The sequence below is a fragment of the Agromyces hippuratus genome, from assembly GCF_013410355.1.
GTDB lineage: Bacteria > Actinomycetota > Actinomycetes > Actinomycetales > Microbacteriaceae > Agromyces > Agromyces hippuratus.
The window spans coordinates 2,962,011-2,987,636 of the sequence record NZ_JACCFI010000001.1 but is presented as its reverse complement, the minus strand read 5'-3'; the positions used below and the strand labels follow the sequence as shown (position 1 = coordinate 2,987,636).

General features: G+C 70.6%; 22 protein-coding genes. 10 read left to right on the top strand and 12 right to left on the bottom strand.

The window, feature by feature from the left end:
* The first annotated feature begins 41 nt into the window (after nucleotides 1-41).
* From BJY17_RS13930 to BJY17_RS13910, 5 genes are all read left to right on the top strand, one after another.
* Nucleotides 42-1,343: an ABC transporter substrate-binding protein gene (locus tag BJY17_RS13930; protein WP_179551887.1), complete on the top strand. Its 1,302-nt coding sequence runs from the start codon at nucleotides 42-44 to the stop codon at nucleotides 1,341-1,343.
* A gap of 82 nt (nucleotides 1,344-1,425) precedes the next feature.
* Entirely contained in the window at nucleotides 1,426-2,469 is a 1,044-nt protein-coding gene (locus BJY17_RS13925) for a carbohydrate ABC transporter permease (protein WP_179551886.1), read from the top strand.
* A gap of 119 nt (nucleotides 2,470-2,588) precedes the next feature.
* The gene (locus BJY17_RS13920) at nucleotides 2,589-3,419 is read left to right on the top strand and encodes a carbohydrate ABC transporter permease (protein WP_246304024.1); all 831 of its coding nucleotides are present in this window, start codon (nucleotides 2,589-2,591) and stop codon (nucleotides 3,417-3,419) included.
* 2 nt (nucleotides 3,420-3,421) lie between these two features.
* Nucleotides 3,422-4,873, top strand: coding sequence for a glycoside hydrolase family 1 protein (locus BJY17_RS13915; protein ID WP_179551884.1), 1,452 nt, complete (start codon nucleotides 3,422-3,424; stop codon nucleotides 4,871-4,873).
* A 25-nt stretch (nucleotides 4,874-4,898) separates the two neighbouring features.
* Complete coding sequence (locus BJY17_RS13910) at nucleotides 4,899-5,918, top strand: LacI family DNA-binding transcriptional regulator (RefSeq protein ID WP_179551883.1); 1,020 nt, start codon at nucleotides 4,899-4,901, stop codon at nucleotides 5,916-5,918.
* 27 nt (nucleotides 5,919-5,945) lie between these two features.
* Here BJY17_RS13910 and BJY17_RS13905 read toward each other — a convergent pair whose 3' ends face one another.
* From BJY17_RS13905 to BJY17_RS13895, 3 genes are all read right to left on the bottom strand, one after another.
* Complete coding sequence (locus tag BJY17_RS13905) at nucleotides 5,946-6,848, bottom strand: DNA-methyltransferase (protein ID WP_322789838.1); 903 nt, start codon at nucleotides 6,846-6,848, stop codon at nucleotides 5,946-5,948.
* 98 nt (nucleotides 6,849-6,946) lie between these two features.
* A complete protein-coding gene (locus tag BJY17_RS13900) occupies nucleotides 6,947-8,650 on the bottom strand; it encodes an amidohydrolase (RefSeq protein WP_179551882.1) in 1,704 nt (567 codons plus the stop codon).
* Entirely contained in the window at nucleotides 8,647-10,137 is a 1,491-nt protein-coding gene (locus tag BJY17_RS13895) for an APC family permease (RefSeq protein WP_179551881.1), read from the bottom strand. The genes BJY17_RS13900 and BJY17_RS13895 overlap by 4 nt, the downstream gene beginning before the upstream one ends.
* A gap of 103 nt (nucleotides 10,138-10,240) precedes the next feature.
* Here BJY17_RS13895 and BJY17_RS13890 point away from each other — a divergent pair, with 103 nt between their 5' ends.
* Entirely contained in the window at nucleotides 10,241-10,843 is a 603-nt protein-coding gene (locus tag BJY17_RS13890; RefSeq protein WP_179551880.1) for a TetR/AcrR family transcriptional regulator, read from the top strand.
* An 18-nt stretch (nucleotides 10,844-10,861) separates the two neighbouring features.
* On the opposite strand, the gene BJY17_RS13885 is transcribed toward BJY17_RS13890, so the two are convergent.
* The 4 genes from BJY17_RS13885 to BJY17_RS13870 all read right to left on the bottom strand — a co-directional run bounded on the left by BJY17_RS13885 (nucleotide 10,862) and on the right by BJY17_RS13870 (nucleotide 13,651).
* Nucleotides 10,862-11,197, bottom strand: coding sequence for a hypothetical protein (locus BJY17_RS13885; protein ID WP_179551879.1), 336 nt, complete (start codon nucleotides 11,195-11,197; stop codon nucleotides 10,862-10,864).
* A 63-nt stretch (nucleotides 11,198-11,260) separates the two neighbouring features.
* Nucleotides 11,261-12,310: a lipoate--protein ligase family protein gene (locus tag BJY17_RS13880; RefSeq protein WP_179551878.1), complete on the bottom strand. Its 1,050-nt coding sequence runs from the start codon at nucleotides 12,308-12,310 to the stop codon at nucleotides 11,261-11,263.
* Nucleotides 12,311-12,320: 10 nt separating this feature from the next.
* Entirely contained in the window at nucleotides 12,321-12,974 is a 654-nt protein-coding gene (locus BJY17_RS13875) for a hypothetical protein (RefSeq protein ID WP_179551877.1), read from the bottom strand.
* A complete protein-coding gene (locus BJY17_RS13870; protein WP_179551876.1) occupies nucleotides 12,971-13,651 on the bottom strand; it encodes a TetR/AcrR family transcriptional regulator in 681 nt (226 codons plus the stop codon). The genes BJY17_RS13875 and BJY17_RS13870 overlap by 4 nt, the downstream gene beginning before the upstream one ends.
* 55 nt (nucleotides 13,652-13,706) lie before the next feature.
* Here BJY17_RS13870 and BJY17_RS13865 point away from each other — a divergent pair, with 55 nt between their 5' ends.
* Nucleotides 13,707-14,351 (top strand): histidine phosphatase family protein, encoded by a 645-nt coding sequence (locus tag BJY17_RS13865; protein ID WP_179551875.1) that lies wholly within the window; start codon nucleotides 13,707-13,709, stop codon nucleotides 14,349-14,351.
* A gap of 41 nt (nucleotides 14,352-14,392) precedes the next feature.
* The gene (locus BJY17_RS13860; protein ID WP_179551874.1) at nucleotides 14,393-14,755 is read left to right on the top strand and encodes a hypothetical protein; all 363 of its coding nucleotides are present in this window, start codon (nucleotides 14,393-14,395) and stop codon (nucleotides 14,753-14,755) included.
* Nucleotides 14,756-14,764: 9 nt separating this feature from the next.
* On the opposite strand, the gene BJY17_RS13855 is transcribed toward BJY17_RS13860, so the two are convergent.
* Entirely contained in the window at nucleotides 14,765-15,613 is an 849-nt protein-coding gene (locus BJY17_RS13855) for an alpha/beta hydrolase (protein WP_179551873.1), read from the bottom strand.
* 64 nt (nucleotides 15,614-15,677) lie between these two features.
* Here BJY17_RS13855 and BJY17_RS18975 point away from each other — a divergent pair, with 64 nt between their 5' ends.
* Nucleotides 15,678-16,874: a cytochrome P450 gene (locus BJY17_RS18975; RefSeq protein ID WP_179551872.1), complete on the top strand. Its 1,197-nt coding sequence runs from the start codon at nucleotides 15,678-15,680 to the stop codon at nucleotides 16,872-16,874.
* A gap of 94 nt (nucleotides 16,875-16,968) precedes the next feature.
* Here BJY17_RS18975 and BJY17_RS13845 read toward each other — a convergent pair whose 3' ends face one another.
* Genes BJY17_RS13845 through BJY17_RS13835 form a run of 3 tightly spaced genes read right to left on the bottom strand, consistent with a single transcriptional unit; the run spans nucleotide 16,969 to nucleotide 22,687 of the window.
* Nucleotides 16,969-18,603: a fucose isomerase gene (locus tag BJY17_RS13845; protein ID WP_179551871.1), complete on the bottom strand. Its 1,635-nt coding sequence runs from the start codon at nucleotides 18,601-18,603 to the stop codon at nucleotides 16,969-16,971.
* A complete protein-coding gene (locus tag BJY17_RS13840) occupies nucleotides 18,600-21,140 on the bottom strand; it encodes a GH116 family glycosyl-hydrolase (RefSeq protein ID WP_179551870.1) in 2,541 nt (846 codons plus the stop codon). Before BJY17_RS13840 ends, BJY17_RS13845 begins: the two co-directional genes overlap by 4 nt.
* Nucleotides 21,137-22,687: an FGGY-family carbohydrate kinase gene (locus BJY17_RS13835; RefSeq protein WP_179551869.1), complete on the bottom strand. Its 1,551-nt coding sequence runs from the start codon at nucleotides 22,685-22,687 to the stop codon at nucleotides 21,137-21,139. Before BJY17_RS13835 ends, BJY17_RS13840 begins: the two co-directional genes overlap by 4 nt.
* Nucleotides 22,688-22,847: 160 nt before the next feature.
* On the opposite strand from BJY17_RS13835, the gene argS reads away from it, so the two are divergent.
* A complete protein-coding gene (argS, locus tag BJY17_RS13830; protein WP_179551868.1) occupies nucleotides 22,848-24,569 on the top strand; it encodes an arginine--tRNA ligase in 1,722 nt (573 codons plus the stop codon).
* 24 nt (nucleotides 24,570-24,593) lie between these two features.
* Here argS and BJY17_RS13825 read toward each other — a convergent pair whose 3' ends face one another.
* Nucleotides 24,594-25,604 (bottom strand): LacI family DNA-binding transcriptional regulator, encoded by a 1,011-nt coding sequence (locus tag BJY17_RS13825; protein ID WP_179551867.1) that lies wholly within the window; start codon nucleotides 25,602-25,604, stop codon nucleotides 24,594-24,596.
* Between the last annotated feature and the right edge of the window lie 22 nt (nucleotides 25,605-25,626).

Genomic DNA, 25,626 nt, shown 5'->3' with positions numbered 1-25,626 from the left:
CTGTGACACATTCCCGTCCACGCACACACAAAGGAGTGACCGTGAAGCTCTCACGCCACACGAAGGTTGCCGCAGCCGTAGCCGGCGCAGCGACCATCGCCCTCCTCGCCTCCGCCTGTTCCACAGGTGGCGGCGACGAGGCCGAAGGCGACATCACCCTGACCGTCACCACGTTCGGCACGTTCGGATACGACGACCTCTACACCGAGTACGAGGAAGCCAACCCGGGCGTCACGATCGAGGCCACCAACATCGACACGGGCGGCAACGCCCGCACCGACGCGTTCACCAAGCTCGCCGCGGGCTCGGGCCTCTCCGACGTCGTGGCGATCGAGGAGGGCTGGCTCGGCGCGATCATGGAGGTCTCCGACCAGTTCGTCGACCTCGCCGACTACGGCATCGCCGACCGCAAGGGCGACTGGGTCGACTGGAAGTACGAGCAGGCGACCGATCCCGAGGGCCGGGTCATCGGCTACGGCACCGACATCGGACCGACCGGCATCTGCTACAACGGCCCCGCACTCGAGGCCGCCGGCCTGGCGAGCGACCGCGAGAGCGTCGCCGAGCTGCTGAACGGCGACTGGGCGCACTACTTCGACGTCGGTCGCCAGTACCAGGAGGCCACCGGCAAGGCGTGGTTCGACCACTCCGGCTTCGTCTGGAACTCGATGGTCAACCAGATGTCCGAGGGCTACTACACCGCCGACGGCGAGCTGAACGTCGAGGACAACGCCGACCTCAAGGCGAACTACGACCTGCTCGCCGGCGCGGTCGGCGACGGCCTCTCGGCCGCGCAGACCGCCTGGGACTGGAACGGCGGCAAGTCGTTCGTCGACGGCACCTTCGCGACCTTCGTCTGCCCGGGCTGGATGCTCGGCGTCGTCCAGGGCCAGGTCGAGACCGGTGGCGGCGACGCCTCCACCGGCTGGGACTTCGCCGATGTCTTCCCCGGTGGCGCAGCCAACTGGGGCGGCGCGTTCCTCTCGGTCCCCGAGACCTCGGAGCACAAGGAAGCCGCCGCCAAGCTCGCCGACTGGCTCACGCAGCCCGAGCAGCAGGTGAAGCAGTCCGCCGCCGCGGGCAACTTCCCGAGCACCGTCGAGGCGCAGGAGACCCTCGCCTCCGAGGCGACGCCGAACGAGTTCTTCAACGGCGCCCCCACCGGAGCGATCCTCGCCGCCCGCGCAGAGGGTGTCGTCGCCCAGTTCAAGGGACCCGACGACTCGGTCATCCAGGAGAACGTCTTCGGCCCGCCGCTGTCGGCACTCGACCGCGGCGAGATCGACGCGGCCGCCGCTTGGGACCAGACCATCGAGCTGCTCCACGAGCTCGTCGGCGAGTAGTCCCACCTGAGGAATCGGAGGGCCCTCGGGCGCTGCCCCGGGGGCCCTCCCCTTCTCCGCCACCTCCCACGACTGGACACGCATGACCACGACCATCCGGCCCCCCGAGAGCGGGACCACCGGCCCCCAGCGCCGAGCCGCGGCATCCGACGCCCTGACCTTCCGTCAGCGCCTGTCTCGCTTCGACGTCAAGGCGAGCCCGTACTTCTACGTCTCGCCCTTCTTCATCCTCTTCGCCCTCGTCGGCCTCTTCCCGCTCGGCTACACGCTCGTCGTCTCGATGCACGAGTGGGACCTCCTGAAGGGCCAGGGCGCCTACGTCGGCCTCGACAACTTCGTCGAGATCCTCGGCGACGCCATGTTCTGGAACTCGATCGGCAACACCATCAGCATCTTCCTGCTGTCGTCGATCCCGCAGCTCGTCGTGGCGCTCGTCATCGCCTACCTGCTCGACCAGGGCCTGCGCGCACCGACCTTCTGGCGCATGAGCGTGCTGCTGCCCTACATCGTCACCCCGGTCGCCGTGGCGATCATCTTCTCGAGCGCGTTCAACGAGGCCGACGGCCTCGTGAACAACATCCTCAACGTCTTCGGCATCCCCGACCAGCAGTGGAAGCACGACACCTTCCTCAGCCACATCGCGATCGCCACGATGGTGAACTTCCGCTGGACCGGCTACAACGCCCTCATCCTGCTCGCGGCGATGCAGTCGGTGCCGCGCGACCTCTACGAGTCCGCCGCGATCGACGGCGCCGGAGCCGTGCGCCGCTTCTTCGCCATCACCATCCCCTCGATCCGCCCGACGCTCATCTTCGTCATCATCACCGCCACGATCGGCGGCCTGCAGATCTTCGCCGAGCCCCGACTCTTCGACGTGTCGACCGCGGGCGGCATCGGCGGCAGCGACCGTCAGTTCCAGACCACCGTGCTCTTCATGTGGGAGCTCGCCTTCTTCCGACGCGACTTCGGCGAAGCGGCCGCCGTCGCCTGGCTGCTGTTCCTGCTCATCGTCGGCGTCGGCCTCATCAACTTCCTGATCTCCCGGCGCATCGCGACCGGCGGCGACAAACCGACCCGCCGAACCCGCCGCGCACGCGAACGCGCCACCCGAGGAGGAGCGGCATGAGCACCCTGACCCCCGAACCCATCCCCGCCGTGATCGTCGAGGACGTCGAGCCCGATCGACCGGCTCGGCCCCGCTACGACGACGGCAGCGGTGCTCCGAGCCGCCGCCCCCGACGCGCGATGGGCACCGCCGGCATCGGCAGCCGACCGGGTTTCCTCACCTACGGCCTGCTCGCGGCGTTCATCATCGGCGGCGCCTACCCGCTGTGGTGGTCGGTCGTCGTCGGCAGCGGCACGAACGCCACCCGCGGCGAGACGCTCCCCCTCATTCCGGGCGGCAACTTCCTCACGAACGCGGCCAAGGTGCTCGACGCGATCCCGTTCTGGCTCGCGCTCGGCAACTCGATCGTCATCTCGGCGGTCATCACGATCTCGGTCGTGACGTTCTCGACGCTCGCCGGCTACGCGTTCGCCAAGCTCCGCTTCCGCGGCCGCGACGGGCTGATGGTCTTCGTCATCGCGACGATGGCGATCCCCACGCAGCTCGGCATCATCCCGCTCTTCATGGTGATGCGCGAGCTCGGCTGGACGGGCACGATCGGCGCCGTCATCGTGCCGACCCTCGTGACGGCGTTCGGCGTGTTCTTCATGCGCCAGTACCTCGTCGACGTCATCCCCGACGAGCTCATCGAGGCCGCACGCGTCGACGGCGCGAACCAGATCCGCACCTTCCTGAACGTGGCACTGCCCGCCGCCCGCCCCGCGATGGCGATCCTCGGCCTCTTCACCTTCATGATGGCGTGGACCGACTACCTGTGGCCGCTCATCGTGCTGAGCCCCGCCAACCCCACCCTGCAGACGGCGCTCAGCCAGTTGCAGTCGGGCTACTACGTCGACTACTCGGTCGTGCTCACCGGAGCGGTGCTGGCCACCATCCCCCTGCTCGTGCTGTTCGTCATCGCGGGCAAGCAACTCATCTCGGGAATCATGCAAGGAGCTGTGAAGGGTTGAACGTGAATCACGCGTCGTTCCGACGGAACTGGCCGACCGACTTCATCTGGGGCTCGGCGACCGCCGCGGCGCAGATCGAGGGCGCCGCACACGAGGGCGGCAAGGAGGATTCCATCTGGGACGCGTTCGCCCGCGTGCCCGGGGCGATCGCCGGCGGCGACACTCCCGACCGGGCGGTCGACCACTACCACCGCATGCCGGAGGACGTCGCGCTCATGAGCTCGCTCGGCCTCGACTCCTACCGGTTCTCGACGAGCTGGGCACGGGTCGTGCCCGGTGGCCGCAGCGTCAACCAGGAGGGCCTCGACTTCTACTCGCGACTCGTCGACGAACTGCTCGGCGCGGGCATCCTGCCCTGGCTCACGCTGTACCACTGGGATCTCCCCCAGGCGCTGCAGGAGCAGGGCGGCTGGGCGAACCGCGACACCGCCTTCCGCTTCGCGGAGTACGCCGAGGCCGTCTACGAGTCGCTCGGCGACCGCGTCACGCACTGGACGACGTTCAACGAACCGCTCTGCTCATCGCTCATCGGCTACGTCGGCGGCGAGCACGCGCCCGGCCTGAACGACCCCGAGGCGGGTCTGGCCGCCGTGCATCACCAGCACCTCGCGCACGGTCTCGCCGTCGAGCGGCTCAGGGGCCTCGCGGATGCCGCGGGGCGCGACATCCGGCTCGGCATCACGCTGAACCTCACGAACGCGGTGCCGAACGATCCGGCCGACCCCGTCGACCTCGAGGCCGCCCGACGCATCGACGCCCTCTGGAACCGCATGTACCTGGAGCCCCTGCTGCTCGGCGCGTACCCGAGCGACCTGCTCGCCGACGTGCGCGAGTTCGGGCTCGACGCGCGCGTGCTCCCCGGCGACCTGCAGCAGATCTCGCAACCGATCGACTTCCTCGGCGTGAACCACTACCACGACGACAACGTGTCGGGGCATCCGCTGCCCGCCGACGCCGCGCCGTCGCTGCGACCGACCGACCGGCCCGGCCGCTCGCCGTTCCCGGGCAGCGAGCACGTCTCGATGCCGTCTCGCAGCCTGCCGCGCACGGCGATGGACTGGGAGGTCAACCCCGCCGGCCTCACGAGCCTGCTCGTGCGACTGGGGGCGGAGTACCCCAATCTGCCGCCCCTGTACGTGACGGAGAACGGCGCTGCCTACGACGACGTCGTCTCCGACGACGGTGCCGTGCACGACGCGGAGCGGACCCGGTACGTGCTCGACCACGTCGACGCCATCGCGGAGGCGATCGAGCAGGGCGCCGACGTGCGCGGCTACTTCGTCTGGTCGCTGCTCGACAACTTCGAGTGGGCCTGGGGCTACGAGAAGCGGTTCGGCATCGTGCGCGTCGACTACGACACCTTCGAGCGCACACCGAAGGACAGTGCGCACGCATTCGCGGCACTGATCGCACAGGCGAAGAGGCAGCTCGCCGCGACCACTATCGTGGGGTGAACCGGAGCAGGGGAAGGGGCCCACGATGACGGGGAGCATTCCGGCCGGCCACGCGCCGACTCTCGAGATGGTCGCGGCCCGCGCCGGCGTCTCCCGCGCCACGGTCTCCCGGGTCGTCAACGGATCGCCGAAGGTGAGTCCCGAGGTCACGGAGGCCGTGCAGGCGGCGATCACCGCCCTGAACTACGTGCCGAACCGGGCCGCCCGCTCGCTCGCGAGCCGGCGCACGCAGGCCATCGCGCTCATCGTGCCCGAGTCGGCGGCACGCGTCTTCGACGACCCGTTCTTCGCCTCGATCGTGCAGGGCGCCGCGCTCGCCCTCGCGGGCACCGAGTACACGTTGAACATGCTCATCGAGTCGGAGCTCGACCCCGACAAGACCCGGCGCTACCTGCTCGGCGGCAACGTCGACGGCGCGCTCGTCGTCTCGCATCACACCGGTGACCACTCGTTCGCGCACCTCTCGCGCTCGCTGCCGCTCGTCTTCGGCGGACGCCCCCTCGGACCCGAGGAGTCGAGCGGGTACACCGTCGACGTCGACAACGAGCACGGTGCGGCGGCCGCAGCGCAGCACCTCGTCGATGCCGGACGCACCCGCATCGCGACGATCGCGGGCCCCCAGGACATGCCGCCCGGGGTCGATCGCCTGAACGGGTTCGCCGCCGTGGTCGCCCGGGCGGGGCTCGCCGACGACCTCGTCGACTTCGGCGACTTCACGGCCGCCTCGGGTGCTGCGGCCATGCACCGGCTGCTCGAGCGGGCACCCGATCTCGACGGCGTCTTCGCCGCGAACGACCAGATGGCGATGGGCGCCCTCTCGGCACTCGCCGAGACCGGGCGTTCGGTGCCCGACGACGTCGCCGTGGTCGGCTTCGACGACGACCGCTACGCCGCCACCGCGATGCCGCCGCTCACCACCGTGCGGCAGCCGTCCTCCGAGATGGGCGCCGAGATGGCTCGCAAGCTCGTGCGTCTCATCGCCGGCGAAGACGTCGAGCCCGCGACGATCCTGCCGACCGAGCTCGTGGTGCGCCAGTCGGGCTGACGCCGGCGGCATGCGCGCCGCGGCGCGTCAGCGCCCGGTCGGCCCCTGCTCGAACACGACCCCCGCGACATCCGTGAACCGGCCCTTCATGACCGCGATCGCCTCGGGGTTCTCGTCGACGAGCACGAAGCGGCGGCCGAGCGTGGCGGCGACGGCACCGGTCGTGCCCGACCCCGCGAAGAAGTCCAGCACCCAGTCGCCCTCGCGCGTCGACGCCTGCACGATGCGGCGGAGGATCCCCTCGGGCTTCTGCGTCGGGTAGCCCGTCTTCTCGCGCCCGGTCGGCGAGACGATCGTGTGCCACCACACGTCGGTCGGCAGCTTGCCGAGTTCGGCCTTCTCGGGCGTCACGAGTCCCGGCGCCATGTACGGCTCACGGTCGACCGCGGTCGAGTCGAACCAGTACGCCGACGGGTTCTTCACGTAGACGAGGATCGTGTCGTGCTTCGTCGGCCACTTTCGCTTCGCCTTGGCGCCGTAGTCGTAGGCCCAGATCAGCTCGTTGAGGAAGCTCTCGCGCCCGAACAGCGCGTCGAGCAGCACCTTCGCGTAGTGCGCCTCGCGGTAGTCGAGGTGCAGGTAGAGGGTGCCGTCGTCGGCGAGCAGCCGCCACGCCTCGACGAGCCGCGGCTCGAGGAAGCCCCAGTAGTCGTCGAAGCGGTCGTCGTAGCGCAGCAGGTCGCCGCGGATGCGCTCGTAGCGCTTGCCCGCGAACCCGGTGATGGTTCCGACAGCGCCCGCAGAACCCGGCTCCTGCGCCGCGTCATCCGTCGCCGCGACGCGCACGTGGCGGGTCGACTGCCGCGTCTGCGCCCGGCCGGTGTTGAACGGCGGGTCGAGGTAGACGAGCGTGAACCGGCCGTCGGGCAGGGTCGGCAGCACGGCGAGGTTGTCCGCATGGATGATGCGGTCGGGTTCGTCGCTGCTCACCCGACCAGTCTGTCAGTCCGATCACGGGCACGACGCGGACCGGGTCGTCGCGTCGTCCGTCGCCGACGCGGACCCGGCCCGTGCCGGTGCCGGCCCGCTCAGTGCTCGTGCACCTGCGCGTTCGCAGTTCCGCCGACGAGCGCGACCGGGTCGTGATCGGCGGGCCCGACCTCCTCGACGAGTCCGCCCGCGGAGTACACCGGCTCCCCGCCGACGATCGTGAGCTCGGCGTGCTCGTCGAGCAGGGCGGCCGGGTCGTCGTCGTGCGCCGTCAGGTCGCCCGACCACACGGCGAGGTCGGCGAGCATGCCGGGCCCGATGCGGCCGAGCGCGTGCTCGAGGTGCCATGCCCGCGCCCCGTGCACGGTGTACGCCTCGAGCGAGCGATCGATGCCGACGCGTTCGGCGCTCGTCCAGGCGTCGGAGCCGTCGAGGCCGGCCCGCGTGGCCGCTGAGTAGAGCCCGACGAGGGGGTCCATCTCGCCCACCTGCCAGTCGCTCGAGAAGGCGACGGTCGCGCCCGAGTCGAGCAGGCTCCGGAACCGCCAGGCACGACCCCATCGCTCTTCGCCGACGTTCTCCATCCACGTGCCCGCCACCAGGTCGGGCGAGCAGTGCCGCGGCTGCATCGCCGCCGTCACGCCGAGTCCACGGAAGCGCGGCAGATCGTCGGGATGCAGGCACTCGACGTGCACGATGCCGTGGCGCCGGTCGCGGGTGCCGTTGTTGCGCGCCGCGTGTTCGATCGCGTCGAGGGCGAGCCGGATGCCGCCGTCGCCCGTGGCATGCGTGTGGGTCTGGAACCCGAGCCGGTCGAGTTCGCCGATGACGCCCACCAGCTCACGGTCGGGGTAGCTCGGGCGACCGCGCACCCCGGGCCGGTTCGCGTAGTCCTCGAGCATCAGGGCGGTGTGCGGCTCGATCACGTCGTCGGCGTAGAGCTTGACCGGCCCGAACCGCAGCCGGTCGTCTGCTGGTGCCGAGTCGACGGCCTCGCGGAGCTGCGCGCGGAAGGCGGCATCCGCTCCGACCGGGTGGAAGAGCGCCGCGATGACCCGCGAACTCAATCGCCCCTCGCCGCTCGCGCGAGTGAAGAGGCCGAGTTCGGCGAGCGGCACCTGCGGTTCGACGACGGTCGTGATGCCGAGCGAGGTGGCCATGCGCATGCTCGCACAGAGCTTGCGATAGCGGCGCTCCGGCGAGTACATCGGGATGTCCCGTTGCAGCGCCGTGAGTCCGGCCTCGGTCATGGCGCTCGTGTAGAAGTCGGTCACCCAGCCGGTCGGCTCACCGGTGCGGGCATCTCGTTCGGGTCGGCCCCAGGTGATGTCGACGCCGTCGGCGATGCCGAGCACGCGGAGCGCGGTGCGATTCAACCAGACGGAGTGCTGGTCGTACGTCGTGACGAAGACCGGCCGGTCGGTCAATCCGTCGAGGTCGGCCGCGTTCGGCCGCCGGCCCTCGAGGATCGAATACACCGCGTTCTCGGCGCAGACCCAGTCGAGCTCGGGGCGGCGTGCCGCGAACTCGGAGATGCGCCGGCGCACCTCGGTGAGCTCGTGAGCACCCTCGAGCGAGACCGCGTCGGCGTCGAAGCCGAGCAGGAGATGATTGTGGCTGTCGATGATGCCGGGGGTCACGAGACGCCCGGTGGCGTCGATCGTCCGGCGCGCTGCCGGGGCATCCGCCGCGGTGCCGACGTAGGCGATGCGGTCGCCCTCGACCCCCACGGCGTCGGCCCAGGGCTGCGCGGGGTCGAAGGTGCGCACGCGCGCGCCGGTGATGAGCAGGTCGATGGTCATGCGCCGCGCCCTTCGCCGGTCACGACCGGAGTGCCATCGAGGTCGTCGGGGTCGTCGGATGCATCGATCAGGTGCAGCACGCCCGGGCGATGCCGGAGGTAGAGCACGTAGTACAGGTAGCCCGCGGCGACGATGCCGAACGCGATCGCGAGACTCAGCCACTGCGCCGGGTCGAGGATGCCGATCACGAAGATCGTGATGATCGCGACGAGCGCGAGCACGGGCGGCGCCGGCCAGAGCGGCATGCGGTACGTGCCTGGCGTGGCGGGCGAGCGGCGCACGACGAACGCCGCGAGTGCGATGAAGCCGTAGCTGAAGGCGAGGGTCGACCCGGTGGCGTTCAGCAGCACGTCGAAGGGGATGAAGCACGCCGCCAGCGCGATGACGCCCATCACGATGGTCGCGGCGACCGGCATGCTGGTGCGCGCCGACACTCGGCCGAGCGGCCGCGCGAGTGCGGCCGGCATCGCCTGGTCGCGGGCGGCGGCGAAGAGCAGCCGGCCCGACTGCAGGGCGATCGCGATGATGGCGTTGATGATGGCGAGTGCGATCGCGACGAGCACGACGACGGTCACCGTGTCACCAGCGCGGGAGGCGAGGAAGCTCTCGACCGGCAGCCCGGCACCGAACAGTTCCTCGAGCGAGTCGGCGCCGAGCAGCACGGCGGTCAGCGGCACGAGTTCGGCGATCACGGTGATGACGGCGCTCCAGAGCACGGCTCGCGCGATGGCGCGCTTCGCGTTCTTCGTCTCTTCGGCGAAGTAGACCGCGCCGCCGTAGCCGTTGTACGAGAAGATGCCCTGGGTCACGGCGAGCACGAGGCCGGCGATGCCGAGCGGCGCGAGCCCTCCCGTGGCCGCATCGAGCGCCTGCGGGTCGAACAGGTCGGTGATCGGCCGTTCGATGTGCACGAGACCGAGCACGGCGAGCAGGGCGAGTGCCGCGAGCTCGATGAAGAGGAAGACGCCGGTGACCCACGCGTTGGTGCGGATGTTGAAGCACGCCGTCACGGTGGCGAGGGCGATCACGATGAGCGCGGTCGCGAGCGGGTCGAGGCCGGCGAGCGCGAAGCCCAGGTAGTCGGCCACGCCGAGCGCGAAGATCGCGATGATGAGCGGCAGGCTCACCATGCCGATGAAGAACACCGCTGCGCCGGAGGCCGGGCCGAGCACCCGGCTGACGAGGGAGTAGTCGCCGCCGGCGATCGGGTGTCGCGAGGCGAGTTCGGCGTAGCAGAACGCGATGAGGATGCTGATCACGCCGGCGAGGGCGAAGCCCCAGAAGACGCCGGTGCCGTAGCCGGCGAGGGCCGCGCCGCCGAGGATGAAGACGCTCGAGGCCGGCGAGATGCCCGAGAGGGTGATGAGCACGTTGCCGCCGACGCCGAGCGAACGCGAGAGCTGACCGCCGTGCGTCGTCGTCGCGGCCGTGTCGAGGGTGGGTGATGCCGGGGCGGCAGTGCCGCTCGGGAGGTTCGGGCTGGACATGCTTCGATCTCTCTTCGTCGGGGGATCCGGGCGTTCAGGTTTTTTGACACTGGAGTCAAATAACTCATGCAGTGTTGCATGCCGATCGGATAGTGTCAACGACATGGCACGCCCCCGCACCCAGGAAGCACGACGGGCGGCCCTGATCGAAGCGACGTACGCGGCCGGACGCACCCACGGGTTGCGCTCGCTGTCGCTGACGGATGTCGCGGCGCAGGCCGGCCTCACCCGCGGCGCGATCCTCTACTACTACGAAGACCTCGACGCACTGCTCGTCGAGGCGCACGCGGCCGGCGTCGAGCGCTTCTGCGACGCGCGCGACGCCACGATCGCCGAGCTCGCCGATCCGCGCGCGCAGCTCGCGGCGGCCATCGACGCGGGGCTGCCGAGCGGCCCCGACGACGCACTGATGAGCCTGCTCTACGAATTCGACGTGCTCGCCGGCAACTCGGCACTGCACGACGAACTCGTGCAGAAGCTCTACCTGCGCCAGCTCGAGACCTACCGGGGCATCATCGCGGCGGGGCGCACCTCTGGCGCCTTCTCCCCCGGCCTCTCGGACGACGACTTGGCGATGACCTTCGTCGCGCTCGAAGACGCGTACGGGTTGCACATCGTCGGCGGGAACGCCCTCATGACCGTCGAGAAGGCGGCCGCCGCGATGCGCGCCGTCGCTGCGGAGCTCGGCTGCCCACCCGTCGGGTAGCGCAGCGAACCGATAGGTTCATTCGCGGTCGACGTCGAGGCGGATCGTGCCGCGGAAGCGATCGGCGCCGACGGGCGCGGGCCGCGAGGCATCCGTGCCGTCGTCGTCGAACGCGATGCCCTTGTCGCCGTCGCCCGGAATCGGCGCGGGAACCGGCAGGCGGCTCTGCCGGTCGAGCTCGACCTGCGCCTCGTGCTTGCGGGGCGCGAACACCTCGTCGCCGATCATCATGACGCCGCCGCCACCGCCGCCACGCTTGGTCTTGTCGGAGAGGTCGATCCAGCCGCGCCGCACGGCGAGCGCCACGAAGGCGACGACGAGCGCGGCGATGCCGACCCAGATCCACCACTCCACCCGGCGAGTCTAACGGGGATCGCTTGAGCCTTCCTCGCACGGTGTGGACAGGGCCCGGCGGGCTCAGGGAACCCGGTACAGCCACTCCCGCGTCGAGAACTTGGACTCGACGAGCGCCTCGGCCTCGGCCAGCTCGTCGGCGCTCACCGTGCCGGGGGTGGCTCCGTAGAGCGTCGTGAAGGTCTGCTTCAGGCTCTCGATGACGGCCGCGCGCGACAGCCCGGTCTGCGAGCGCAGCGGATCGACGCGCTTGGCGGCCGATGCGATGCCCTTGTCGCTGATCTTCTCGCGGCCGATGCGCAGCACTTCGAGCATCTTCTCGTTGTCGAGGTCGTACGACATCGTGACGTGGTGCAGCACGCCGCCCGAGCCGAGTCGCTTCTGCGCGGCGCCGCCGATCTTGCCGAGCGGGCTCGCGATGTCGTTGAGCGGCTGGTAGGTCGCCTCGATGCCGATCGCACGCAGGCCCTGGAGCACCCAGTCGTCGAGGAAGGCGTAGGAGTCGGCGAAGCTCATGCCCTGCACGAGTTCGCCCGGCACGTAGAGCGAGTACGTCACGACGTTGCCGCGCTCCATCATCATCGCGCCGCCGCCCGAGATGCGGCGCACGACGTCGAAGCCGTACTTCTCGGCGCCCTCGGGGTCGACCTCGTTCTTCACCGACTGGAAGCTGCCGATGACGACGGCCGACTCGTCCCACTCCCAGAAGCGCAGCGTCGGCTTGCGGCGCCCCTCGCCCACACGGGTCGCCAGCACCTCGTCGAGGGCGAGGTGCGTGCGCGGCGGCACGGCCGCGTCGTGCACGATCTCCCACTCGTAGTCGGCCCAGCTCGTGGCGTCCGTCATCGCCCGACGCACCGCGACCGCGATCGCCTCGGCAGAGAAGCCGAGCATGACGGCGTCGTGCCGCAGGCCGGCGGTGATCGCCGCGGCGATCTGCTTCGCATCGGATGCCGCGGAGAGCCCCGTGAGCGCGGCATCGAGGTCGCCCAGGGCCTCGTCAGGTTCGAGGAAGAAGTCGCCCGCGACGCGCGGGTTCACGATCACCCCGTCGCGCACCTCGAAATCGACGACCACGAGCTTGCCACCGGGCACCTTGTATTCACCGTGCATGCCGTACAGCCTACGGATGCCGCACCGCGAACGCCGCCCGGAAGCCGACATCGTCGCGAAGCGCCCACGACGCGGTGCGCCACCAGCCGAACGCGACGGCGACTGTCGTGGCGGGCGTCGCGATGAGCACGAAGATTGAGCCCTGCGAGCCGGGGAATTGCATGGTCGCGGTGGCGATCACGCTCGTTGCGAGCCCCACGACGAGCCCGAGCACGGCGAAGCCGACGAGATGCCATCGCATCGCGCGCACTCGGCGCAGCGAACGGCCGAGCAGCCATGCAGCGGGACCGCCGACGAGCATGAGCGCCCCGATCGACCACGGCATCGCATAGCCGAAGGAGAAGAGAAGCATGGCAGGCACGTAGCCGACCGCCGACTCGAACGACGAGAACCGATCGGGCTGAGCGAGAGAGGCGAAGGCCATTGCCACGCCCGTCGACGCATAACCCAACGAGAAGAGAGCTTGGAAGCCGAGCCACGCAAGACCCGCGCCGCGGGCGAACTCGGTGAAGCTGAACGCCATCGGCAGTTCGGGCGTGCGCAGCAGCATGCCGTAGCGCGAGGCGAGGCGCAGATCGCGCGGATCCGGACCGTCGGCACGGTCGGGTGCGCCGGATACGCCGGATGCGCCGGCTGCCTTGGCCGGCTCTGCCGGCACGGTCATGCCCGCACCTCGCCGATCAGTTCGACGAGCTCGCGCAGCGGCTTGCGCAGCAGTGGCAGCTTCACGAGCGGCAGCGCGAGCGCCAGGAGCTTGAGCCCGCGGTCGAGGAGGCGCAGCGTGCGCTCCTGTCCGGGCGACGTGTCGTACACCCAGAAGAGCGCGAGCAGCAGGTAGCCGAGCCAGAACACCTCGGGCAGGGAGCGCGCGAGGTCGTCGGGCAGCGAGTGACGGGCGCCGGCGACCGCCTCGTCGAACAACCCGACCGCGAGGTCACGTGCCTCGGTCGATTCGGCGGCGAGAGGGTTGATCGGCGACTTCGGCGAGACGGCCGCGCTCAGGAACCCCGGTGCAAAACGATGGAACGGTTCGAGGGTCGTGAGACCCGTGCGGTAGACGACGCCGAGTCGATCGATGAGATCAGTGGACTCGCCGAGCAGCGGTTCGGCGGCGGCCCGGTGCTCGCGCTGCACCTCGACGTACAGCTCCTGCACGAGGTGGTTCTTGGTCGGGAAGTAGTAGTACGCGTTGCCGAGCGAGACGCCGGCCTCCTGCGCGATCAGTCGCACCGTCGTCTCGTCGTACCCGCGTTCGCGGAAGGACGCCAGCGCGGTGTCGCGGATGCGGGCCCGCGTGCGTTCAGCCTTCGTGCGCGGGGCACCCGTCGTGTTTTCGAACATGTTCAAAACTTTAGCCGACCCTGCCGAGATGTCGACCCCTGCGTACGCTGGGCGCATGACGACGTTCTACCTGGCACGCCACGGCGAGACGACCTGGCACGCCGACCACCGGTACGCGGGCAATTCGGATGTCCCGCTGACGCGCCACGGTCTCGGACAGGCCGCCGCGCTCGGCGCCTGGGCCGTCGACGCGCAACTCGACGCGATCGTCGCCTCGCCGCTCAGCCGAGCCCGGCGCTCGGCCGCGCCATCCGTGGAGACGACCGGGCTCGCGCTGCGCATCGACGATCGGCTCGTCGAGATCGACTTCGGCGACGGCGAGGGGCTCACGCCGACCGAGCTCGCCGAGCGGTTCCCCGAGGAATGGGCGGCGTTCTGCCGTGCGCCGGCATCGAATCCGTTCCCCGGCGGCGAGCGCGGCCGCGACGGCATCGCCCGGGCGCTCCCGGTCTTCGACGAGCTCGTCGAGGAGTTCCCCGACGGGCGCGTGCTCGTCGTGGCGCACGCGACGCTCATCAGGCTGCTGTTCTGCGATCTCGCCGGCATGGACCCCGACGGCTACCGCGACCTGCTGCCGGTGCTCGGCAACTGCAACATCACCACGATCGTCTACCCGTGGGCGACGGAGTCGCAGGTCACGAGCCATCCGCGCATCAGGCTGCTCGGCTTCGACGTGCCTCCGGGACGCGCGGCGATCTGAACCACGGGTCCCGGCCGACCGCTCCTCGATAGCCTGACCGCATGCTCGTCATCGCCTCGGTGCTCATGCTCGTGCTCGCCATCGGCCATTCCCTGCTCGGTGAGCGCTTCATCCTCGTGCCGCTCTCGCGGCAGCACGAACTGCCGCGAGTGGCCGGAGCGGCGTTCCCGGTGGCAACGCTGCGGTTCGCCTGGCATGTGACGTCCGTGCTCGCCCTCGCCATCGCCGTCGCGCTGGCCCTGTTCGCATTCGGTGCAGGCGTCGATGCCGCGATCGCCGCGATCGGGTGGTGTCTCATCGCAGCGAGCCTGCTGCCGCTGGTGTTCAGCCGCGCACGGCACCCGTCGTGGATCGTGCTCGCCGCGGCCGGCGTGCTGTGCGTGGCGTGGGCGATGCTCGGGTGACGACGCCCGTCAGTCGGTCGCGAACCGCTCGTCGAGCCACTCGATGAGGTCGGAGCGCACCTCGGCGCGATTCGTCTCGTTGAAGATCTCGTGCCGGGCGCCCTCGTAGACGATGAGCTCGACGTCGACGAGGCCCGAGCGATGAACGTAGGCGTTCGCGAGCTTCGCAGCGCTCTCCTCGCCGCCGAGCGTGTCGTCGGAGCCGACCATGATGAGCAGCGGCAGCTCAGCGGGCAGGTGGCGTGCCGGCCGGCCGAGCAGGCGCAGCGCGTCGACCGTGCCGAAGAGCTTTCGCAGCGGCACGTCGGTCGTGTACGGGTCCGCCATGAAGGCGGCTGCGACGTCGGAGTCGCGGCTGAGCCACTCGACCGGGGTCGGCCCGAGGTGCTTGTGGCGGGCGTTCAGGTCGCCGCCGTTCATGTCGAAGAGCGTGCGATAGGCCGTGCCGGTGAGCACGACGCCGTCGTACTTCTCGGCGCTGCGGTTCACGATGATCTGCGACATGAGCGAGCCCCACGAGTGCCCGAGCAGCACGAGCGGAAGCTCAGACCCTTCGGTTTCGCGGATGACGCCGGTGAACTGCTCGACCGCGTCGATCGTCGCCCGGAGCCCGCCTGGGCCGAGGCGGCCCATGCGCGTCAGGTCGCCGCCGTGCTGTTCGAACCCGGTCTGCCCGTGACCGCGATGGTCGTCGGCCCAGACCGAGTAGCCGGCCACGTTCAGCGCCTCGATGAGCTCGGTGTACCGGCCGATGTGCTCGCCGACGCCGTGCGCGAGCTGGATCACCGCGGTCGCGTCGGGCACCCGCCAGGACTCGTAGTGGATCCGGACCCCGTGCTCATCGGTGAAGGTCGCCATGCCGACATCATGGCAGGCCACCCCTCCCGACGCTCGTCGAATCCCCGGTGGGTAGGCTCGGCGTGTGACCGACGTAGTTCCACACCTCGACCTCGCCGACCCCGCCTTCGACGTCACGTCGGAGCCCGTGATCGAGGCCCGCGATGCGGGCTGGTACGCCGAGACGCCATACGGCTGGGCGATCCTCCGCTACGACGAGGGCACGGCCGTCCTGAAGGATCGTCGGTTCCAGCAGGGCAATGCCCGCTGGCCGGCGCAGAACGGCATCCACGACGGGCCGTGGCAGGAGTGGTGGGGCGAGACGCTGCTGAGCATCGAGGGCGACGACCACCTGCGCCTGCGGCGACTGCTCGGCCCGGCGTTCCGGAGCAGGACGATCGAGGCCATGCGGCCGCAGTTCCAGGCACTCGCGAACGACCTCATCGACGGGTTCGCATCGCGCGGCCGCGTCGAGTTCGTCTCGGAGTTCGCCGAGCCCTACGCTTCCCGCATCCTCTGCCTGCTGCTCGGCCTGCCCGACGAGCAGTGGCCGCAGGTCGCGCACTGGGCCGACGACCTCGGCAAGTCGTTCGGCGTCAACGTGAAGAGCGACCTGCCGCGCATCGAGGCGGCACTCGAAGGTCTCACCGCCTACATCGAGGAGGTCATCGCCGACCGCGCGGCGAACCCGCGCGACGACCTCGTCACCACCCTGCTCACCGCCCACGAGAGCGACGACGCACTGAGCCGGCGCGAGCTCAGCGTCGCCCTGGTCTTCCTCGCGTTCGCCGGCATGGAGACGACGCGCAACCAGCTCGGTCTCGCCATGCAGACCTTCCTCGCGCACCCCGATCAGTGGGCCCTGCTCGCCGCCCGCCCCGACCTCGGCGGCCGTGCAGTCGAAGAGGTGATGCGGGTGAACCCCACCGTCACATGGGTCACCCGCGAAGCGCTCGAAGAGGTCGAGCTGCACGGCCTGCTCGTGCCGAAGGGCGGCATCGTGCAGGTGCTCTCGCACGCGATCGGCACCGATCCGCGCGCGATGGGCGAGGCATCCGACTTCGACCTGCTGGTCGAGGACCGCCCGCTGCACGCCGGCTTCGGCGGCGGCGTGCACCACTGCATCGGCCACTTCGTCGCGCGCACCGACATGAGCGCCGCGCTGCCACTGCTCGCGCAGCGCATGCCGGATGCCGCGCCCGACGGTGCCGGCGAGTGGTTGCCCGTCTCGGGGAACACCGGTCCGATCCGCTACCCGATCCGGTTCCGCGCGGGGTCGTAGCCGAGGCGGCCGGCCTCGACGCGGGAGCGAGCGGGACACGGCTGCGCCCGCTCACTCCGCCGCGCGCTCCCGGGAATCGGAGCGCCCCGGCGCCTCAGAGGGCCACGGTGCCGATGAGGTTGACCTTCACGCCGATGCGGTCGAGCATCGCGACCTTCGCCGCGAGCGCCTTGTCGGCGGTCTCGGCGTCGGGCGCGTACACGAGCTGGGCGTGGTTGGCCTTGTGGCGGGCCATGAACTGGTCGCGCGAGACGTCGTGCAGCACGACGTGCGCGATCGGCCACTCGGGGTTGGTCGCCTGCTTCCGACGCTCGGTCTCCTCGGCGGGCAGCTCGACGACGGTGCCGCGGAACACGTCGGCCTGCAGGATCCCGTCGGCGATGAACACCCGCGAGAGCACGATCTCGCCGGGCTTGGACACCCCGTTGATCGTCGCTCCGCCCGCGGGGAAGAACACCGGGTGCTGGCGCCAGCCCTCCGCGTTCGCCCAGCCGTCGAGGTGGGAGGCCGGCACCGAGCCCGAGATCTCGTACACCCAGACGAACTCGCCGTCGTACTCCTCGCCCCAGCGCACGTCGTGCAGGGTGTTGTCGGGCACGAGCCCCATCGCGGTCCAGACGCGATCGGTGATGAGCGCGTCGACGGCGACGCCCTCGTCGGCCTCGTTGAAGTGCGGGAAGGCACGACCGGCGTGGAGCTCCCGCGAACCGTCGCGCGAGAACACGGGCGGCCGCTCGGTCGAGTTGAGCACCCCCTCGGCGAGGTCTGACGCGGGCACGAGGTCCTTCAGACCCTGCTGGTACTGGATGCCGACGGCGTCGAGGCCGAAGTCGTCGGAGATGCGGAGTGCGGCGATGTACATCTTCATCTGCCAACGCACCTGCTCGACCGTGAGCTCGGTCGCGTCATCCGTGCCGAAGCGGAAGGTCATGCCCCGTTCGACGAGCCAGTCGCGGGCGGCATCGGCCTCGGCGTCGGGCACGGTCAGCATCTCGGCGTAGAGCGCCGACTGCGAGAGCCGCTCCTTGTAGATGCCGAGCGGGTTCAGCAGCTCGTCGTCGAAGACCGCGTTGTACATGCCCATGCAGCCCTCGTCGAAGACGCCGATGATCGCCTTGTCGGCGAGCAGCTGGTCGCCGAGGGCGCGTCCGAGTCGCACCTCGGGGGTGTCGGGCAGTTCAGGCAGCGGCCGCACGTGCGCGGCGTCGTGGGTGATGCGCCCGGTCTCGACCCATTCGCGGAGCCCGGCGCGGAACCACGCGTCGGTGAAGTCGACCGACCAGATCGTCGAGTAGGGCTTGCCCATCTTCGTCAGGCCGGCATTCAGGCCGAGCAGGCCCACGAGCCCCGGCCAGTCGCCCGCGAAGTTCGCCACGGTGAGGATGGGGCCGCGGTGAGTGCGGAGCCCGGCGAGCACGTGGTGCGAATACTGCCAGACCGCCTCGGCGACGATGAGCGGGGCATCGACGGGGATCGCCTTGAAGACCTCGAGCCCCATACGCTGGCTCGAGATGAAGCCATGGCCCGTAGCCGGGTCGACCCCGTTGGCGCGCACGATCCGCCAGCCGAGTTCGTCGAGGGCCGTCGCGACCTCCGCCTCCATCGCCGACTGGATCGCCCAGCCGGCGGTATTGGCCGATTCGCGCAGGTCGCCGCTCGCGATGAGGTAGGCGGTGTTCGGCGTCGCGACCGGCCGTTCGACGGTCTCGGGCAGGGTGTAACTCGTCATCGTGTCTCCTGGTGTTCGTGGTCGTGGGCCGCCGTGCGGACGGTGCTGCGGTCGCCGGCGGTCAGGTGCAGTGCTCCGGATGCCTCGCGCCCCCGCAGCACGACGCGCTCGACATCGAGCACGCCGCCGTCGAGGTGCAGGGTGAGTTCGTCGCCATCGATCTCGACGCGACCCCATGCCCCACCGGTCGTGAAGAGGTAGCGGCCGTCGGAGCCCGGGTCGAACGAGAGCGTGCGGGTCGGGGCATCCCATTGCACGCCGCTGAAGGCGAGCAGCAGCGCCCAGGACGCGAGCGAGCGGGCGTAGTGGTTGCCGCACTCGATCTCGTTCCACGGATTCCGCACGGTGCCGTCGTAGCGGGCGCGCAGCGTGCGCTCGACGAGCAGCGCGTCGTCGACGAGCCCGGCGTAGACGAGGCTCGCGGCGACCTGGTGCTCGATGCCCGTCCAGACCTCGTCGGAGTAGACGAACGGGATCGCCGGTCGTCCGCCGCGCGGCCACGACGCCAGGAGCAGCCCGCCCTCGTCGTTCAGGGCGTAGACCCGCTGCGTGCTCTCGTGCTCGGTGAGGTCGGCGCGGTGGTTGTGCCCGACGATCGCGCGGAGGGCACTCCGCACGTGATCGCCGGGCAGGATCTCGCCGAGGCCGTTGACCGAGGCGTGGAACTGGCCGAGCAGCTGATCGGAGAGCACGCCGTCGCCGTACTGGTAGCGGTGCGCGTCGACGTCGTCGACGACCTGGCGGTAGTACTCGCCGTTCCAGAGCACCGCCTCCATGCCTTCGGCGCAGCGCTCGGCACGCTCGAGCCAGTCGCTCGCGCGGTCCGTCTCGCCGAGATGGGCCGCCATGCGGGCGCCGGCGCGGAGCGCGGCCAGGAACATGCCGTTCGCGAGCGGCTCGATGCCGTGGAACTCGATGTCGTAGGTGTTGTGCAGCTCGCCGTCGAGCAAGCCGTCGCCGTCGCCGTCCCACTCGCGGATCGCGTAGTCGAGGGTGCGCACCGCGGCCGGCCAGAGCTCGCGGAGGAACTCGTCGTCGCCCGAGAACCGCCATTCGCGGTGCAGGCGCAGGAACGTGCCGAGCTGCCCGTCGACCGCCGGGCCCATGAACCAAGACGGACCGCCGAAGACCCGGTTCGAACGGAACTTCTGGGCGCCCGCGGCATCCGTCTCGAGCAGGAACTCGACCCGGCGCGCACTCCGCTCGAGCGACGGGAAGAGCCATGCCGCCGTCTGCGCGTACGACCAGACGTGGGTGCAGGTGCCCTCGCAAGATCCGCCGTGGTCGAACGAGCCCTCCCACGCGGCGAACACCGGTCCAGTGCCGAGCTCGGGGTTCGGCTGCTCGACGACGAAGCACGTCGTCGAGCGCAGCGCAGCGATGTTCGCGCCGACGGCGTCGGCGATCACGGGATCGAGGCTGCCGCCGTAGAGCGCCTCGACGAACGCACGCGTCGCCGCCTCGAGGGCGGGCAGCTCGCGATGCAGGTGGGATGCCGCCGCCCAGGCGTCGGGCCAGAGGGTGGCGTAGCGGTTGCGCACGACCCCTGCGGGGTCGGCGTCGCCGAAGACGATGTGGCCGTACCAGCCGCGTCGGCGGTTCGGGAAGCTCCAGGAGAGCACGAACTCGAAGTCGCGCTGCTCCCCCGGCGCGAGTTCGTGCACGATGCCGAGCGTGCCGGTGCGAAGGCGCGGGAGCTTCTCGAAGATGGCCTCCTCGGTCATCGGCGCGCCGTCGTCGGAGTCGGCGAACAGGCCGCGGGGGCGATCCTCGAGCGTCAGCCGCGGCTCGGGCTCGAGCAGACCGTCATCGCCGAGGTCGCTCCAGAAGAGGCGCGGGCCGTCGGGCCAGAACCCGGTCACCCACTGGGGCTTCGCGGTCGTCGAGGCATCCGTCGTGGTGAGGCTCATCGTGCCGTACCCGAAGTCGTCGGCGGGCAGCCCGATGCCGAAGTCGAGCCCGCGCACCGCGCCGTCGTCGCGCCAGCGCACGGTCTGGGCAGCGCGCATGCCGTACGGGCCCTCGCCTCGGCCGGCGGTGTGGGTGAGGGAGCCGGCGATCGTGACCGCGACGGGCACCTCCGCGGGATTCGTCACGCGGTAGCGCAGCACCGCGGCCGGGATGCCCGACGCGTCGGCGTCGAGCGGCACGAGCGGTGTGAAGGCGGTGAGCGACACCTCGACCGGCAGCACCTCGTCGTCGAAGTCGATGTCGACGACCGGGTACTCGCCGCGCATCGTGGCACCGGCGAGGCGCGGCAGCCCCGCGAGCCGGTCGAAGCCGTAGCCGGCGTCCCAGTCGTGGCGGCCGGTCAGCTTCGCCTCGAGCACACGGGTCACCGCGGCGGCACCCTCGGGCGCCGCGTGGATCGCGAAGAAGGTGTTGGGGTTCAGCCGCCCCTTGTCGGGCAGGTTCTCGAGCTCCCAGTCGCGCAGTTCGCCTCGGGCGCCGATCGAGACGTTCCCGGTGCCGATGCCACCGAGGGGGAACGCAGCGCGTTCCGCGGTGTGCGGGATGCCTCGTGCTCTGCCGGTCATCGCGCGCCCTCCTGATCGGCGTGGTCGTGAGTGTCTCCGGATGCACCGCGCTGCTCGGCTGCGAGCTCGTGCACGAGCTCCTTCGTCGAGGCGTAGAGGCGCAGGTAGCGCTCGAAGAGCACGTCGTAGTCGGCGGCGACCTCGGGCCGCGGACGGATCGTCGTCGCGACGGGGTTCCAGTCGGCGATGCGGGGCGGCGCCTCTGCCGCGGTCGCGGTCGCGGTCGCCGCGAGGAACGCGGCGCCGTAGCTCGCCCCGATCGTCGTCTGCGGCACCTCCTGCACGAGCCCCGTGACATCCGACACGATCTGCAGCCAGAGCGAGCCCTGCGTGCCGCCGCCGACGGCGACGATGCGGCGGATGTCGGCGCCTGCGGCGCGCATGGTCTCGACGTTGTGGCGCACGCCGAGGGCGGTCGCCTCGAGGGCGGCGCGGTAGAGGTCGCCGCGGGTGTGACCGAGGGTGAGCCCGGCGACGACACCGCGGGCGTCGGGATCGAGGATCGGGGTACGCTCCCCCGCGAAGTAGGGCAGCATCACGAGGCCGCGCGCGCCGACGTCGGACTCGGCCGCCTCGGCGAGCAGGGTCGGGTAGTCGCCCTCGGTGAGGTCCTTGAGCCAGCTCGTCAGCGCGCCCGAGGTCGCGAGCCCGCCCGCGAGGTTGCGGGTGCCCGCGAACGCGCCGACCGTCGTCCACATCGACGGCGTGCGCAGGGTCTGCTCCCCTGTCGCGATGAGGAACATCGTCGTGCCGTACATGAGCATGAGGTCGCCGGTGCCGTGGGCGCCGACGCTGACCGCCTCGGTCCACGCGTCGATCGTGCCGGCGATGACGGGCGTGCCGACCGGGATGCCGGTGGCGGCGGCCGCGGCCTCGGAGACCGTGCCGACGACGTCGCCCGCCCAGGCGAGCGGCGGCGGCTCGATGCCGTCGGCGAAGCGGTTCCACCAAGGCTCGTGCCACGTCTCGGCGTCGATGTCGTAGAGCGGCGAGACCTGGCTGGCCGACTGGTGGTCGAGCACGTACGCGCCGGTGAGCCTGCGGGCGAGCCACGAGGCGGGCATGAACAGGCGACGCGCCCGGGCGAAGGCCGCGGGCTCCTCGTCGGAGATCCACCCGATCTTCGGGCCGCCGGCCTGCGAGGTGAGGCTCGAGCCGCCGACCCGCGTGATCTCGTCGAGGCCGAGCTGCTGCGACATCCGCTCGATCTGCGCTGTCGCCCTCGTGTCGACGCCGTACAGGATCGCGGGGCGCACCGGCTCGTCGTGGTCGTCGACGAGAAGGATGCAGGGGCCCATGCCGCTGACCCCGACGCCGGCCACCTCGACCTCGATGCCGAGAGCGGATGCCTCGGCCAGCAGTCGCTGCGCGAGCTCGACGAACTCGTGCCACCAGATGCGGCCGTCCATCTCGACCCAGCCGGCTCGGGGGCGCGCCACCTCGTGCGCCACCGTGGCGGTCGCGATGATCTCGCCGTCGGCCGCGACGAGCACGCCCTTGCTGCTCGAGGTGCCGATGTCGACACCGAGCGTGCATCGCTTCGGCATGGCGTTCCTCCTCGATCGCGACCGGTACGACGTCATCGCAACTCCGCGACGTCGTCGTCGGCCACTCTATGCGAAATCGATTTCATGATCAATCAACGCGACGCGATCGACGTGGGGATCCGTCGAGACCCCCGCCGTCGGGGTTCGGTACACTCCACGCGTGGAGAGCCCGACAGCTGCCGTGGCGTCCGTCGCAGCGCACGCGATCGCCGAAGTGCTCGGCGTCGAGCCCGCAACCGTCGACCCGGTGATCCGGGAGTCGCGCTTCGCGGACCTGCAGAGCAATGCCGCCCTGTCGCTCGGCCCCGCGCACGGCCTGCGCCCGCGCGACCTCGCACAGCAGGTCGTCGAGCGGATCCCGGTCGACGGCCCGATCGCGCGCGCCGAGGTGACGGGGCCCGGGTACGTGAACCTCGAGCTCTCCACCGAGTGGATCGCGGAACGGCTCTCGTCGCTCGCGGTTCCGGAGCGGCACGACGCCACGGGTCGACGCATCGTGATCGACTACTCGTCGCCGAACGTGGCCAAGGAGATGCACGTCGGCCACCTGCGCACCACCGTCGTCGGCGACGCCCTGGCGCGCATGCTGGAGTGGAGCGGGCACACGGTCATCCGCCAGAACCACATCGGCGACTGGGGCACCCCGTTCGGCATGCTCATCGAGCACTCGATCGACCTCGGCCTCGGGTCGGCCGAGCTCGACCGGATGGCCCACGACCCCAACGCCTTCTACCGGGCGGCGCGCGCCAAGTTCGACGCCTCGCCCGCCTTCGCCGAGCGCGCCCGCCGGCGCGTGGTGCTCCTCCAGGCGGGCGACGCCGCCACGCTCGAGCGCTGGGCCGAGCTCGTCGACGCGTCGAAGGCCTACTTCCGAAGGGTCTACGCCAGCCTCGACGTGTCGCTGACCGACGAGCACCTGGCCGGCGAGAGCTCCTACAACGACGAACTCGCGGGCATCTGCGCCGAACTCGAAGCGCTCGGGCTCGCCCGAGTGAGCGACGGCGCCCTCTGCGCCTTCCCCGAGGGATTCACCGGGCGCGACGGCGCTCCGGCGCCGCTCATCATCCGGAAGCGTGATGGCGGATACGGCTACGCCACGACCGACCTGGCGACCATCCGATACCGCGTGACGGCGCTGCGGGCCGATCAGGCGGTCTACGTGATCGGCGAACCTCAGGCGACGCATCTGGAGATGGTCTGGGCCGTCGCCCGGGAAGCCGGATGGCTCCCGCCGACGACCGCGACCGTGCACGTGAAGATCGGCAACGTCGTGGGCGCCGACAACAAGCTGCTCCGCACCCGGAGTGGAGACGGCGCCACCCTGGCCGGCCTGATCGACGAGGCGTACCGTCGGGCGGCGGCGGCCACAGACCGCGAGCATGCGATCGAGGACGACGACGAACGCGGACGTGCGGCCCGCGCGGTCGCGATCGGCGCGATCAAGTACGCCGACCTCTCGGTGCCGCACGACACCGGCTACATGTTCGACCTCGACCGCATGCTCGCGCCGGTCGGCAACACCGGCCCCTACCTGCAGTACGCGGTGACCCGCGTCCGCTCGGTCTTCTCGCACGCCGGGTCGAAGGGGCACGATCCGAACGCCGCGATCGCCCTCGACCCCCCCGAGGCACGGGAGCTGGCGCTCCTGCTCCTCCACTTCGACGCCACCGCCCGAGCAGCGGCCGAGTCCTTCGAACCCCACCGCCTGTGCGCGCTGCTCCACCAGGTCGCCAAGCGATTCGCGGCCTTCTACGACGCCGTGCCGATCCTCCGTGCCGATCCGACCGACCGCGACGCGCGGCTTCGCCTCTGCCGCCAGACCGAAGCCGTGCTGGTGCGAGGTCTCGACCTACTGGGCATCAGCGCGCCGCTCCGGATGTGACCGGGCCCCTCGAGCCCGGCATCGTCACTTCGAGGTGGTGGAACCCGGCGCTTCGCCGGCCGGCCTGGCCGGTTGCACCTCGCCGCGGAGCACGACCGTGCGCGCCTGCTGGTCGTCGCCCGAGATGCGCTCGAGCAGCATCTTCGCCGCGGTCACACCCATGTGCCGCGCCGGGAGCTTCACGACGGTGACCGCGCTCGGCGACAGGGTCGTGAACGGCAGCGAGCCGACGACGGCGACCCCGAGCTTCGGCGGGGTGAGCCCGTGCTCGGTCAGCACCTGGATCGCGCCGACGCCGAGCAGGTTGTTGGCCGCGACAACCGCGTCGGGCGGCTCGGGAAGCGCGAGCAGCGCCTCCATCGACTCCCGGCCGCCGTCGACCCGGAAGGTCGAGTAGCGCAGCAGCTCGTCGACGTCGACCTCGGGGAGCTGCCGCGTCATGACCGAGCGCCAGCCCTGTGCGCGCTCGGCTGCCGTCTCGATGTGCTCCGGGCCGGTGATGCACGCGATGCGCCGATACCCGGCCTGCACGAGGTGCTCGGTCGCGGCCTGGCCCGCCGTGCGGTTGGCCATGACCACGCCGTCGATGTCGTAGCCGGTGCCGCGGTCGACCGCGACGACCGGCCGGCCTGCCGCGCGGATGTCGTCGAGATCGGTCTGGTCGGATGCCGCGGCGAGGATCACGCCCGCCATGTGCTCGGAGATCGCGATCTGGAGGTAGGTCGCCTCCTTGTCGAGCTGGGAGTCGGTGTTGCAGAGCACGACCGAGTAGCCGGCCTTCTGCGCGACGTCTTCGACTCCACGGGCGAGTTCGGTGAAGTACGGGTTCTCGATGTCGGGGATGACGAGCGCGATGACCTCGGACTCCTGCTTGCGCAGGGTACGGGCGGTGCGGTTGGGGGTGAACCTCAGCTGCTTCGCTGCGTCTCGCACCGCGGCCGACTTCTCGTCGGAGACCGCCACCCCGTTGAAGACGCGCGAGACCGTCGCCGGGGACACCCCGGCGAGCTTCGCCACCTCGTAGATCGTCGCCATGCGCCCTGCCCTGCGCCGGCTC